Source organism: Cytobacillus eiseniae (assembly GCF_017874625.1).
Lineage (GTDB): Bacteria > Bacillota > Bacilli > Bacillales > Cytobacillaceae > Cytobacillus > Cytobacillus eiseniae.
Genome location: NZ_JAGIKZ010000010.1, coordinates 47,126 through 60,654 on the forward strand (window position 1 = coordinate 47,126; position 13,529 = coordinate 60,654).

The following is a 13,529-nucleotide window of genomic DNA, read 5'->3' on the forward strand; positions in this document are numbered from 1 at the left end:
AGAATATTCGCCATTCGCATATAACTGCCTATACAAAGAAAAGGGAACGCCCCCAATTGGGTACGTTCCCTTTGTGCTGTTCTTTATGATTCTTTCAATACCGGTTTTCCCGCTTCAATTAAACCTTTATTTCGGCCTAATAGAATCGCTAATACAATAATAAATACACCAGTCCCCATGAGCAGCCATTCAATTCGAATAAAATCTGCGATGGGACCAAATATAAGCATTCCGAGCGGCATCATCGAGGTAGAAATCATGCCCATGACGCCAAAGACTCTTCCTAAATAGGCTTCTTCTACTTTCTCCTGTAACAGTACCGTGCCTGGTGTACTAAATATAGGCATAGCTACTCCGAATAAGCCCATGAAGGCTAAATAAATCCAAAAAAGCGGAACGATACCAAGGGCAAGTGTGCAGACACCCATAATCACACTTGCAAAAGCCATCGTTTTGACTTTATTTTGAAAGCCACCCCAAGAGGCGATTATCCCCCCACCAACCATCATGCCAATAGAAAAGGCGATCTCAATTGCAGATAATCGCCACACATCATCACCAAAGCTGCGTGTAACCTGTAGCGGCGTCAAAAATGATGCTGGTGCCATTAAAACAAAGAATACGGCAAAGAATAGAAAGAATTTTTTCAGAAAATCATGGGAATTTACATATTGTAACCCTTGTTTAAAGTCACTAAAGTAGCTTGTAGTTTGTTTTTCTGCTGCCTTCTCATGTACTGATATTTTCAAGAAGGCAAGTAAAGTAATAATGGCAATGGCTGCTGTAATCACATCGATAAAAAAGATGATTTCAATCGAAGTCACAGCTAATAATGCTGCACTGACCATTGGAGAAACGAACATAATAACAGCTTGAATGCTTCCATTTGCTCCATTCACCTTAGTCAGCTTATCCTTGGGGACAATTTGCGGTAAAATTGCACCGACAGCTGGCATCTGAATGCCTGTTCCAAAAGCCCGAACTGCTGCCATCACAAAAAGCAACCAAATCGCATCAAATCCCATTATAAAGAGAATAGCAAGAACAAGAGTAGCAATTGCTATTAGACTATCTGCTAGAATAATTAACATTTTCCGATTATAACGATCTGCCCAAACCCCTGCAATCGGAGATAAAATAAAAGTCGGAATAAACCCACATATAATATACAAGGTCATCATCAAACCTGATTCTGTCGTGAGCGTAATATGCCACATAATGGCGTATTGAACTAAAGACGAACCAAAAAGTGAAATGGTTTGACTTGTTAAAAACAAAATAATATTCTTTAACCAATTCTCCTTAAGATTGTTAGTTACTGCATTCATTCACTCAACCACTCATTTCTATTCGTTTTTTATATTTCCCTTACAATCACGATCATGATACCTACCCTTTTAAAGACAACAACAAAAGCGCAGGCGCCTTGATCATCGCCGTACAAACTGGAAGGACTGCGACTGAGATAAAGGAAACACGGTGAGCGATAGCGAACCGATGTTGACTTATCGTAGGGAGTAGTACTGAAGTTTGATAGGCGATAGGCGCCGAAGCTGGACTTAAATGAAACTATTCTCATTTTATACACAACATGCGATTATATCATTTCTCTAAATACAAAAAAGAGGGAAACTCCTCCCTCTCTTTAAAATAACCGTCAAATAAAGGTTTCCTTAAAAATAGACAGACCAATCCCGTGGCTCTGAACATAGGCAGAGCTCTCAAACGTATTTAATTACCGTGTGAAAATTGGGAAGCGTAATTTCATTGATGCTGTCAAAGGGAAAACCTCCATTTCTTTATAGATGGGAATATAATAGCAAATGTGTGCCATTCCTACAAGGGGGCAAAAACAGATCGATGCATTTTATCCACTAAGGGAACCGATATAAAATTAGCTGCATTATCTTAGAATATATGTAAATCAGTGGGATAAACTCTTCTTTTCAAAACACTCGTTGTTACTTTTTTTAAGAAAATGATCGCATTTGACACCCCTATTATAGGTAAATGCAGAAAGAGTGAAGTTTATGCATAAAAATGACCTCGGGTACCAATCCGCTTATTATGTTAGCTTAGGAACGAATCTAGATCAAACGAGACTAAATGTAGGGATTCACAGCTCTACGAATGTGACTGCTTTCAACCAAGAAACTGTTTTTAAGGTTATTCTTGAAGTAAATCCAAACTATGTTATAAGTTTATATTGATTTTGAGGAAAACAAAGGGAAATCCATAACCATAAAGAATTTCCCAATCATACTATTCAAATTCTTTGTTTTTAATGATTCGAAATAGATTCATTTAAACTGAGCATTTTTCCGATTAGGATATTTTGTACAAAAGGTAGGTTCCCATTAAGGATGGCTTCAATTGTTTCTTCTGTCATTTCAGCCCCATCTTTACTAACCGCTATGACTGCAACTCCAGAAATACGACTATTTGCCGATAGTTCACCTATTCCAACTTGAGTAATGAGAGCATCTTGAATATATGATGGAAAACCGAATGTGAAATAGTAATTTTCGTCTGAATGATTGATCATTTCATAATCAAGTTCCAGTTGAATTCGATCATCGGATTCAGTTATTTCACTGTGAGATTTTATTATTTCATAGGCTGTTTTCTCATTACAGGCAGTCAGAATCATACAGATTAAAAGAATAAACGATAATAGTAATAAATTTATTCCTTTCAATAGATCCCCTCCATCTATTCATCCAACTCCCGCGTTAAACGAATCATATCTCTGCACCATATCCCATTTTCAAAAATCTGATTCTCATAGTTTCGTATGAAATAGTCTTGATCAATACTAGTCAGCCTAAATCCGCATTTTTGATAAAGTGCTAATTGCCCTATACTTGAATTTCCCGTTCCAACCTCGATTGTTTTATACCCCTTTTCTTTCGATCGTTGTACCGCATCCATTATTAGCTGCTTCCCAATCCCTTTGCCTTGTTCACACTTAGATACAGCAATATTCACTAATTCCACCGTTGCTGGCCTTGTTGACAGCAGAACATAAACACCTATGATTTCTTTCTTTTTTTCGGCAACATAACATTCGCCCCGGTTTAAATATTCCTCTATCATTTTTTGAGATGGATCGGCCAATAACAATAAATCAATTGGAAATCCTTCATTCAATTTTCTAACCTTCATTTTTTCTCCTTCCCAAATACCATGATTAACTATTTTAATTAACATCCCCTAAGTACACGGGGGTTTGCTTACCTGCAATGTAGTCTAATAAATATTCACGCATTGATTGAGGATAAACCCTAAAATTCAACAACTCTGATAAAGGCAGCCATTCAACGCCAATTTGTCCATCATCCGGTACAGTCCCATTCCCTATCTCTTTGCTTCCTTCTATCACCTTGCACAAAAACATATATTCTGTTTGATGTATTGCTGAATCAAATGCAAAATGCTCATGATTTTTTCCAATATATTCTCGAATAAATAGCAAATCACCAATTTCTACGTCAGCATTAATCTCTTCAATACATTCTCTTTTTAACGTTTCGTGAAGATTTTCTCCATGCTCTTGACCGCCGCCAGGTAATATAAAATAGTAGCCTTCTTTATCTTGTTTTTTAATCGCTAACAGCTTATTCTCTTGAACAATAAGAGCCTTTGCTGAGTTCCTAATCGCCATTTTAACCATCCTCCTAAAACTTTTCTTTTCTCTATCTTATAATAGACGCCAAATAAAAAGGCAAAATCCCCTAACAATTCACGTTAAAAAATTTGCCTTATATTTATTCGCTCTATTTATTTCTAAAATAGGAATGGCACCCATTTAATATTAAAACAAGTTTCCCGCTAAGAGCCAATCTTGCTCAAAGCTTGATTAACGAACCCTTTATGACTTTCTTGCATTTATTAAAATAACCTTGACTGCTAGCCTACCCGTTCTTCGGGTTATCACCAATTAATCCGAACAAAAACATTTGAGAAAAAGCGTATACTTTATACGTTTTTGATACAACTGAAGGAATTGTCAAATCGTGATCTAAATAAGTATTTAGAATTAACTGCGTGAATTCCTTTTGATCTGTTAATGCATATTCCTGTAATTGTTTGACAAATTCCTTGCTTACCTTTTCCCTTCCACCAAGATCTTGTTGTAATCGGTATCCCGCCCTATATAGTTCAGCAGCTAAATCTTCATCAGATTTTTGGTGTTCAGCTACATAATTCGAAATCCAATCACGCATAAGGGACGACGTATCTTTATTATTTTCCTTTGCAATCTGTTGAAAACTTTCTTTTAAATTTTTTGATATACGTATTTGCAAATTCGCATCCATTTTCAAATTCTCCCTTCGTTTGAATAATTAAATTCTACTACATGCGTATACACAACGTCAATACATTGTAATTACACTTATGATAATTAAGATCATAAAACATCTAATTTTCCCATCATCCATCACCCGCATGTATAAGGCATCCGTTAACAACCTCTTATTGTATAAAAGAAAAGGACTGAATCCGAAATGGATCAGTCCAAATTACTTTATTATTACATATAACCTTGAATAAAAATTAATGAAAAATCAATTTGCCAATTGCCATTTGCACGGTGAGCTGTCTATGCAAACTCACACACTCAACGAGCCTCGGAAACCTCTAGCACCATAGTACGAGTCCGCTCCGTTATGATACACAAAGACGTATCCAAAGCGAAAATCACAAAAAAGGGCACCGCCAAGTTCTCTGACTTCAGAAGGGGTTTGCACCCAGCTTGATGTTTTCTTATCGAAATTCTCAAGCTTCTGCAAGTCTCGGTATTGCTTTTCTGTTAACATTTCAATCCCCATCGCAGTTGCCATGTCAACTGCACTATTTTCTGGTTTGTTTTTCTTCCTTGCCTCCAGTGCTTCACGGTCATAGCAAACACTTCTGCGGCCTTTCGGACTTTCCGCTGAACAATCACAAAAAGTATATTCATCTTTTTTTTCATCATAATGAATAACATCTGGTTCACCATCGGTTACTTCCATTTCATTAAGCGACCAGAGTTTATCACGATTAGCCTCTAGCTTCGCTTGGACTTTAGTCCATTCAAGCCCTTGATGGCGGTGCATATTTTTCTCAAAACGGCCCTTCAACACATTAAGCAATTCTTCGCATTGCTCCGATGATAGTTCACTTTTCACACTTCTTGTCATGCAAGTTTCCCCCTTATTGTTTTTACTTATATTCATTTAAGTATGTCTAGATAGTTAGACTATTATAATTAATTATTAATCAATTTCAATTCCTCTTGCAAGTTTGTCCTTATTTAGCCTACTACTTTTTAAAATTAGATCATTCATCATAACCAAGTATAAGTGAATGAAGAATTTTTACTGTAACCTATATTCTGTATGATACATTAATATATAAGCAAGCTTGTATTGAGAAAGTTGAATAGCAGGGGGGGAATGCATTTGAGCATAAAGTATATGGGATACAATGAAATACCTAATATGGAGGCATTAGATGGCATAATAAGTCTCCATCAGCGGATTTTTGGTGAATCGAATGACTTGGCAGGCAGAATGATGGAAAAACCAAAATTGCGATTGGATATAGCAATGGATGGAGAAAAGGTCATTGGATATAAGATCGGATATGCCCTTAATCGTGAGCAGTTTTATAGTTGGTTAGGAGGAGTGGATCCCGATTATAGAAATACAGGAATTGCCTCCAATCTAATGGATCAACAGCATCAATATTTAATGGAAAGTGGCTACAAAGCCGTTCAAACACGGACGAAAAACAAGTGGCGAAGTATGCTCATTTTAAATATTAAATGTGGATTCGATATAATTGGGACTTTCACTGATAACGAAGGAGAGCCTAAAATCATTCTTGAAAAAAAGCTTGCTGACTAATATATCGAGAGAGGAAAATTGCTCAGATGCCCGAGCAATTTTCCTTTCGATATGCACCATCAAAATCCATTTCTTCGACTAAATCAAGCTTGAATGAACCCTTCCTCTAAAGCATTTTGCAAAAAGGGACTTGGCTCACCAACACTATACAGCTGCAAATCATGCATCGCTCTCGTACAGGCCGTATAGAAAACCCTACGCAGGCTCTCATCCCCATATACATGCGCTGATGCATCATAAATGATAACCGCATCGAATTCAATGCCCTTAGATAAATAAGTCGGTATGACGACAACCCCTTGCTCATATTCAATCGAGCTGCTCTTTAGGAGTTTAATTTCATCAATGCTAGACAAAGCTTCATAAGCACGTAAGCTTTCCTCAGCAGATTTACATATAATCGCAATACTATGGTAGCCATTGCCTCGTAAATCTGCTACTTTAGAAGCTATATAACTATGCAGTTCTTCGTGATTGACTAATTGTTTCAGCGATGGTCGATCACCTTCGCGTTCAAAAGGAATAATCCTTTCCCCATTCGGAACAAGTCTTCGAGTAAATTCGATGATTGGTTTTGTCGATCGGTAGCTCCTTGCTATATTAATTACTTCCGTATCCTCTGGACCGTAAAGATTGGTAAGGGTGTTGAAATCAACCATTTCGCTCGCATGGGCGAATATCGCCTGATTAAAATCGCCGAGCACCGTCATCCTTGCCGCAGGAAACAAACGCTTCAAAAATTCAAATTGAAAGGGGGAATAATCCTGTGCCTCATCAACAACGAGATGTTTAATTGCGCTGTTCGTCTGAAAACCTTGAATTAGCTCTTTCAAAAATAAAAATGGCGTAGCATCTTCATAAAATAAGATATCTTTATCCAGCATTTCCTGTGTCAACTGACAAATAGTCGATAATGAAGTAGGCACCTCCCCTTCAATCCACTGTTTCATCTGTTTGGGATCAGCAAAAAGCTGTTTGTACATCCCCTTTATATCCACAAAACGAAACACCCGAATTTGTTTTCGAAGCGGCTTCCATTTCTGCTGAACAATCAATCTGGCAAGTGCATCATGTTCGACTTCATAGTCCGCCATCGTTTCTTCATTAAAGCCCCGCTTTTCCGCTAGGTAGCGATGTGCCTTATGGTAAGCATCGTTGCTTAGAAGCTCAATTTCCTCCTGCACCCACGGCTTCATCCATTCAGTCCTTTTAACCTCGCTCATTTTCTTAAGGAGCCAATCCTTCAATTTCTCAAGTCTATTATGGAATCGTAGTGATGTATCATGACTGTAGAATCTTTCTTCCATTTGTTGTGCAGTAACGATCGGTTTCCCTCTAAAGTGAATGTCCTTAAATTGCATGCCTGATGTTTCTAATGACTTTCCATATGCTTGAATCGCCTCAAAAAAATGTGTAGATGCCTTAAATCGAATACTCGCAACCCTTGACCTATACGAAGGAGTATTGTCCGCAGTTAAAACATATTCCAATTGCTCAAATGGATTTTCAACTTGAAACTTTTTACTTAGTCGATGGTCCAAGTATTCTTGAAAAGTAACCTGTTGCATATTCTCTTCACCAAGTTCAGGCAGCACATTCGACACATAGCTATTAAACATCGTATTAGGCGAAAAAAGAATAATTTGATCCGCATTCAGACGACCTCGATATTTATAAAGCAAAAAGGCAATTCGCTGCATTGCAGCCGATGTCTTGCCACTTCCGGCTGCACCGTGAACAATGAGCAGTCTTCCATGATCATGGCGAATAATCCTGTTCTGCTCCTGTTGAATAGTCGCTACAATATTGTGCATCTTTTTGTCGGTCCCTTTGCCCAGTACCTGCTGTAAAATCTCGTCACCGATCGTGAGACTCGTATCAAACATCGATTGTAGAACGCCTTTACGGATTAAATATTGCCACTTTTTCTCCAGTGAGCCTTGGATTATGCCTCCAGGTGTTTCATATTTTGCCGGACCAGGCTGATAATCGTAATAAACACTTGAGATAGGAGCTCTCCAATCGTAAATCAGGAAGTTTTCTCCGTCAGAGTCACTAAGTGAAGAAATACCAATATAAATTTTTTCCTGCATTGAAGTACCTTCTTCAATAAAATCAATCCGACCAAAATAAGGAATCTCCTGCATGCGGCGCAAAGTGGACAAACGTTTGGAAGCATATCTATGGCTGCTTTGACTTACAGATAGCGCTTGAGCCTCTTGCCGCAGGCCGATAATGGTTTCAAGATAATCATCAAAGGTATCTGTATTCACCTTTACTTCATCCCAAAAGTGCCTGCGGATTTGAACCACTTCATTCTTACGTCTGCTCGTTTCTTCTTCCAATCTGTTGATATCCTTCGTAATGGTTTCCATTACACAGTCTACTCGTTTTTGCTCCTGATGAAGCTCCGAATTCATAGAAACACCCCTTAAAAAAAAATTTATAAAAAGGTTGACTAACACACCAATTACACTGTATACTTAAATTAGGGATAATATATTTATTTTTAACTATACAGTGTATAACTATATAAATTTACCACAGGATCATCTTTTTTTCAATATGTTGGACTTCTTTTTATGAATGTCATTACATGAATGATTCTTCTATTTCAACAAAGAATCTACAGATTTCTTTTACCGTCCCATTCATACTTCACTCAATTTAATAATCCTTATTTTTAATATAAAAGAGTAGTATTTAACGTTTTTAGCGTAAATACTACTCTTTTTCGTATGGTATACATTCCCTCAAAAAATATTGAGCAACCTTTTTAGTTAATAATTCTAGCATGAACCTAATATAGCCTTTAATCCAGAAACGCTAAAATCACATGTAAAGGACTAAATACATTATTCTTTAAAAGATAAGCCTTTTTCTTCTAATGAAGCTCTCAAAGTCGGTAAGGAAGCTGGTCCAACCCCGTGTAATTTTAAAATTTCCCTTTCTGTGTACTTTGATAGTTTTTGTAAGCTGTCAATTCCTTCGTGATTCAAAGCATTTCTAGCTGGCGAACTAAGTTTTGAAAGGAATCCGCTTTTCGGCTTATTTTCTTTGTCACAGATAGGACAACTTCGACAATCGCTGCTTTTATAATACTCATGCCCTCTCTCACAAACCCTTAAACTTTTTGCTTGTACCAAGCAAATTTCCCCCTCCCAAAAACTAGACCCTATCGGTTTCGACCCAAGTTTTATAGTCATTACTTTTCAAAAACTAATTGGATATTTACGTCGTTCACTCTACTTCCGTTGAGATCTGCCAAGTTACACCATATTTATCCTTCACTTGTCCATACGAAGGGCTCCAAGGCGTTGCTTCAAGCGGTACAATTACTTCGCCTGCTTCCTTTAGCTTTCCATATACTTCTTTTGATTTTTCTACATCATTCAGAAGAATGGCAACATCTACTTGTGAACCTTGCTCATAAGGTTCTCCAGGGAAATTATCAGATAGCATAAGATGTGTATTACCGACTTTTAAATTAGCGTGTATAACTAAGTCTTTTGCTTCGTCAGGGAGAGCAAATTCTGGGTTTGGAGGCAGTTCCCCATATGTTTGAACGCCAATCACTTCAGCATCCAACACATGTTGGTAAAACTTTACAGCTTCTTGACCATTGCCATTCATTCTTAAATAAGCATGCACACCTAAAATCATCAAATACACCTCTTTTTTTAATTTTCAATATATGTAATCATCAACCAGAACATATATTCGCAATTATAACATGTGTTCCATAACCAAGAAAGCGCCATTAATAGTATTGTCCATTTTAATTATTTCTATTGAAAAACCTATCTTGGAGGAGTTGATTATTTATAGGATTTAGCATACTTCACCATCTATTCAAGACTTTTCCCGACTAATCAATTTTACATTTCGTTATTCCTTAATTTTCTTGAACAAAACCTAATTCATTGCCATCTAAATCTTTTATTGTAAACTTTCTTGTCCCGTAAGGAGTTGAAAGCAATTCTTCCATTACTTCTACTTTATCCTTTAAGTCAATCCATAGTGATTCAACATCATCCACATTGAAATTAAAACGACTGTACGAAGGATAGTTTTCGTCTTCTTGAATTGCAAATATTGCACCATTCTCACTTTCGAAATGAGCGTAATTTGGTTTTTCATGAGGCCATGTCCCAGTAACCTTTAATCCCAAAGTATTTGTGTACCATTCCACCGCACTTTCTAGATCCTTTACATTTGCCCTAACATGCTTCAATTTCGTTTTCACTTTGTCATTCCTCCATTAATTATAGATTTCAAATCGGATTAAATTCACTCCTACTTTCTAAATTATAATCTGTTAAAATCTAAAATTATTTAATTGAAATGAATTATTTAGTAAACTTTTAAAAAATACAGCTTTTATTTATTTAATTTCGCTGCTAATAACCTGATCGCTTTCCTTACTTCTGTAATATTATCATGATTATTCATTACATTTCTTGCGTGGAGCAATACTGGTCTAACTGATTCTATTGATCTTCCAAACTTGTACATCCATTCATAACGCGGGACCATCCACGTATGAAAATGATGTGTCGTATCCTCATTGTAAAAATAATAAACATGTTCAATTCCTAAGACTTCCCTTTGTGCCTCTCTAATCTTAGACAAAATATTTATGTAATCAATCCGTTCTTCTTCTGTAAGTTCATCCAAACACTTAATATGTCGCTTAGAGGCTAAAATAACTAACCCTTTGATAGGATATGCAACATCTTGATGAGCATGGAAATATTCCGTTTCTATTACTACTTCACCATCTAAATCAACCAATCCACTTATCAAAGCACAGCTTAAGCATTCCACTTCTACCACTTTTCCATTTGAAAGAGTAATCTTTCTCATCTAATCATCCTCTCATTTCATTATCCTATTCCAGCACACTAACATCTTTCCTCTTTCAGAAAAGTGCTCAATAATGATGTGAAAAAACACCTTACTGTTTTAAGCAAGGTGTTCTTTCGTTTCTGTCATCGTTAATACTGTATTAACTAATTCATCTATGGTGCCAAAGCACTTCATCACCTCAGATAGATGATAAAACGTACTTGTTGTAGCATAGTTATTTACTTCTTCATTTGGCGAGTAAAGAAAGATTCTTTTGCTATGGCCAAGTGCTATCCCCATTTCAATATGACTTCCTTTCCCAGCCGGAAGTAAGACGATCATAAAGTCAGCCTCTATTACCGCAGCTTTTTCAGCCTGACCTATTAATTTTAAATCCTCAATCGTTGATGCCTTTTGATTTCTAGTCCAATCATATGTGAGGACATGGCCTTCTTTTATTAATTGCCTGCTGACAAAACGTACATTATCTATATTATTGAAACTTGATGCAATATAAAATTTCATTATATTCCCCCAAATACTTGATGGAGTAAACACTGCTTTTTCAAAAAAGAACAGAGCTTATTCATTAGTTAGGGATAAATTCCCTTAAAGGAATTCTTCGCCTCTTTTTATAAAAAACCTTCCTAATTGAAAACATTATTAGCTTTAAAGTAAAATTTGATCATAATTACCTCCCAAACCTAAATAAATAATAAGAACCCACATTGATAAAAAATTGACCAAAACAAGTTCTTCTCAAGCATAATTCTTCATCTATATCTTTATTATTGTAATTCTGCAGCTTGCCTTCATACACGAATTGAAATTTAAATGCATCTTGAAAATCAGATGGTGCAATAAGTGATAGTGGCTTATCACAATCAAATATATCCCCTTCCTTTAGTACCGATGCAACAAACTCTGAACAAAAAAATGCCTTATTTCTATTTATTGGCTTATTAAATATGAATCCGAATAACCCTAAGAAATTATAGCGATAATGATCCTTTTGTGTTTCAATTTCAGCTATATAACGAGACATTTTTTTCATTTGATCATCTGTTACTGTAAAAGAATAGATAGCACAATCCGCTCGTTTAAATAGACCCTTCTTCACATCTTCCTTTACAAATCCACCAATAAGCGGGTTTTCAATTCTTTTTCTGCCAAAGCTATATACGTCTACTAGTTCAGAGTCGAAGGATATTGACGCATGATTATATGGCTTCCTTGTAAATAACTTGATCAACTTTGTTAAAAACGAACCTGTATCTGTTAAAAGAATATAACCCTTTTTTTCTGTCATCATCGTTCTCCTCTTCTATTTGCCGTAATAATGATTCTAGAATCAATATACATGCAAAAACATAAGAAGAACTTAATTGATTTCTTAAGAAAATCTTAAGTTTTCAAATAGAAATCAACAAATAGTTGAGAAAACTGCACAACAAAAAACTGAATCCTCAATTGAATTCAGCGTGAATTTGTATGAAACTTTAAAGTAATTAAAAGGGTTCCGTTCTTATTAAAGACATGACTAGTATCCAAAAAAGGCATCCTTTTTGATATTTCGTTTGGCAATATGATGATCCTGCAATTTAGTTGAAATCGAATCGACCATTGACTTCGGTCCTGCGATAAAGTATTTCCCATCATTCTTATGTGACGCGGCAAACTTATCAATCTCCTGATGCAGGCTTTCCCTTGAATCAACGTAAGTTACGTTAATTAATGGATGGGTAGCCATTCCATCAAGTTCAGCTTTAAAGATATATGATTGATTGCTATCCATATAAAGTAGATGGACTGGTTTCTCAAGTTTATGCCCATCCGCTTCTATTTGTTTAATGATCGACCGAAACGGGGTGATTCCAATTCCCCCTGCTATCAGAAGGGATGGACTTTGTTCCTTTAAATAAAAACCCCCTACCGGCCCACTCATACTAACTTTCATTCCTTCTTTTAATTCCAACATCGCTTTTTTAAACTCACTCGGATTCTCGCTAACCTTCATTGTTATTTGAACCTTATTCTCTGCTGGAGCAGACGCTAAAGTAAATGGTTTGGTAGGGCTTTTTACTTTTTTATGCGTAATACTAAATAAACCATGTTGTCCTGCCTTCCAAGTTAAATCCTGCTCTTTTTCAAATAGAAAGGTATATACATCCCCTGACTCTTTGAAGCTTTCTAAAAATACTAATTCTCTCTTTTTAAATATGGATAATGCATCTTGAAAAAAACTCAATGTCCCATCTCCTTTTATTACATTACTCCTGCGAATGCTTCGGATTCTTGATCGTTCAAGATGAACTTCACCCTTATCGCCAAAATGTCGAACAATCCGCTTTATCTAATATATTGAACTCGATCATTTTCCCAAGTAAGGAGAAATCAACCGGACGATCCCAAGGAATACGCACCAATTCCTTTGTGTGATCAAAGCCAGCCTTCACAATTTCATCAGCCAGTTGATTAATGCCTGCATTTTCTGGAGCAACAGCCAAATGCTTTTTGGCTACACTAAAGCCGATAATATATGTGCCGTGATCTGTAAACATCGGTTGTTTCCATTTGAATTCAGTCTTTAAATTTGGGTATTTAGTATGGACCCAAAGCAACACTTCTTCCGTTCGTTCCCTGTGTAGGGGGTTATCAATTCCTGCTAAAAAGTCTGCAAAAACTTCCATTCTAATCCCTCCTAAATTACTTATTCAGTGATGTCTCTTAAGCGAATGGTCCGGTACTATACTGAACCATCCGCTTCATACTACAAACTCATATCTGTCG

Annotated in this window: 17 protein-coding genes; 2 read left to right on the top strand and 15 right to left on the bottom strand. The window is 36.4% G+C overall.

Annotated features, from left to right (window positions below; all coding sequences use genetic code 11):
- Positions 1 to 83: 83 nt before the first annotated feature.
- The gene (locus tag J2Z40_RS10345; RefSeq protein ID WP_066400005.1) at positions 84 to 1,328 is read right to left on the bottom strand and encodes an MFS transporter; all 1,245 of its coding nucleotides are present in this window, start codon (positions 1,326 to 1,328) and stop codon (positions 84 to 86) included.
- A 702-nt stretch (positions 1,329 to 2,030) separates the two neighbouring features.
- Here J2Z40_RS10345 and J2Z40_RS10350 point away from each other — a divergent pair.
- Positions 2,031 to 2,210 carry a hypothetical protein gene (locus tag J2Z40_RS10350; protein ID WP_066399999.1) on the top strand — a complete coding sequence of 60 codons (180 nt, stop codon included), beginning with the start codon at positions 2,031 to 2,033 and terminating at the stop codon, positions 2,208 to 2,210.
- Positions 2,211 to 2,281: 71 nt separating this feature from the next.
- On the opposite strand, the gene J2Z40_RS10355 is transcribed toward J2Z40_RS10350, so the two are convergent.
- The 5 genes from J2Z40_RS10355 to J2Z40_RS10375 all read right to left on the bottom strand — a co-directional run bounded on the left by J2Z40_RS10355 (position 2,282) and on the right by J2Z40_RS10375 (position 5,183).
- Positions 2,282 to 2,698 (bottom strand): hypothetical protein, encoded by a 417-nt coding sequence (locus tag J2Z40_RS10355; RefSeq protein ID WP_066399995.1) that lies wholly within the window; start codon positions 2,696 to 2,698, stop codon positions 2,282 to 2,284.
- Between the two features lie 14 nt (positions 2,699 to 2,712).
- The gene (locus J2Z40_RS10360; RefSeq protein WP_066400787.1) at positions 2,713 to 3,165 is read right to left on the bottom strand and encodes a GNAT family N-acetyltransferase; all 453 of its coding nucleotides are present in this window, start codon (positions 3,163 to 3,165) and stop codon (positions 2,713 to 2,715) included.
- A 34-nt stretch (positions 3,166 to 3,199) separates the two neighbouring features.
- A complete protein-coding gene (locus J2Z40_RS10365) occupies positions 3,200 to 3,664 on the bottom strand; it encodes an NUDIX domain-containing protein (RefSeq protein ID WP_066399992.1) in 465 nt (154 codons plus the stop codon).
- Between the two features lie 250 nt (positions 3,665 to 3,914).
- Entirely contained in the window at positions 3,915 to 4,319 is a 405-nt protein-coding gene (locus J2Z40_RS10370; RefSeq protein WP_066399991.1) for a ribbon-helix-helix protein, CopG family, read from the bottom strand.
- Between the two features lie 294 nt (positions 4,320 to 4,613).
- Positions 4,614 to 5,183, bottom strand: a complete 570-nt coding sequence (locus tag J2Z40_RS10375) for a DUF4256 domain-containing protein (protein WP_066399989.1) — start codon at positions 5,181 to 5,183, stop codon at positions 4,614 to 4,616.
- Between the two features lie 255 nt (positions 5,184 to 5,438).
- On the opposite strand from J2Z40_RS10375, the gene J2Z40_RS10380 reads away from it, so the two are divergent.
- On the top strand, positions 5,439 to 5,891 hold the full coding sequence (locus J2Z40_RS10380; protein WP_066399987.1) for a GNAT family N-acetyltransferase: 453 nt from the start codon (positions 5,439 to 5,441) through the stop codon (positions 5,889 to 5,891).
- An 83-nt stretch (positions 5,892 to 5,974) separates the two neighbouring features.
- Here the strand turns inward: J2Z40_RS10380 and helD are convergent, their stop codons facing one another.
- The 9 genes from helD to J2Z40_RS10425 all read right to left on the bottom strand — a co-directional run bounded on the left by helD (position 5,975) and on the right by J2Z40_RS10425 (position 13,429).
- Positions 5,975 to 8,311, bottom strand: a complete 2,337-nt coding sequence (gene helD / locus J2Z40_RS10385) for an RNA polymerase recycling motor HelD (RefSeq protein ID WP_066399985.1) — start codon at positions 8,309 to 8,311, stop codon at positions 5,975 to 5,977.
- 435 nt (positions 8,312 to 8,746) lie between these two features.
- The gene (locus J2Z40_RS10390; RefSeq protein WP_066399979.1) at positions 8,747 to 9,037 is read right to left on the bottom strand and encodes an RNA polymerase alpha subunit C-terminal domain-containing protein; all 291 of its coding nucleotides are present in this window, start codon (positions 9,035 to 9,037) and stop codon (positions 8,747 to 8,749) included.
- Positions 9,038 to 9,131: 94 nt separating this feature from the next.
- Positions 9,132 to 9,554, bottom strand: coding sequence for a VOC family protein (locus J2Z40_RS10395; protein ID WP_066399977.1), 423 nt, complete (start codon positions 9,552 to 9,554; stop codon positions 9,132 to 9,134).
- 232 nt (positions 9,555 to 9,786) lie between these two features.
- Positions 9,787 to 10,137, bottom strand: coding sequence for a VOC family protein (locus J2Z40_RS10400; RefSeq protein ID WP_066399975.1), 351 nt, complete (start codon positions 10,135 to 10,137; stop codon positions 9,787 to 9,789).
- A gap of 134 nt (positions 10,138 to 10,271) precedes the next feature.
- Positions 10,272 to 10,757, bottom strand: coding sequence for an HIT family protein (locus J2Z40_RS10405; protein WP_066399973.1), 486 nt, complete (start codon positions 10,755 to 10,757; stop codon positions 10,272 to 10,274).
- Between the two features lie 99 nt (positions 10,758 to 10,856).
- Positions 10,857 to 11,264, bottom strand: coding sequence for a group-specific protein (locus tag J2Z40_RS10410; protein WP_066399971.1), 408 nt, complete (start codon positions 11,262 to 11,264; stop codon positions 10,857 to 10,859).
- A gap of 166 nt (positions 11,265 to 11,430) precedes the next feature.
- On the bottom strand, positions 11,431 to 12,051 hold the full coding sequence (locus J2Z40_RS10415; protein WP_180316816.1) for a hypothetical protein: 621 nt from the start codon (positions 12,049 to 12,051) through the stop codon (positions 11,431 to 11,433).
- 228 nt (positions 12,052 to 12,279) lie between these two features.
- Positions 12,280 to 12,987: an FAD-dependent oxidoreductase gene (locus J2Z40_RS10420; RefSeq protein ID WP_066399968.1), complete on the bottom strand. Its 708-nt coding sequence runs from the start codon at positions 12,985 to 12,987 to the stop codon at positions 12,280 to 12,282.
- Positions 12,988 to 13,060: 73 nt separating this feature from the next.
- Positions 13,061 to 13,429 (bottom strand): iron chaperone, encoded by a 369-nt coding sequence (locus J2Z40_RS10425; protein ID WP_066399961.1) that lies wholly within the window; start codon positions 13,427 to 13,429, stop codon positions 13,061 to 13,063.
- Positions 13,430 to 13,529: the final 100 nt, after the last annotated feature.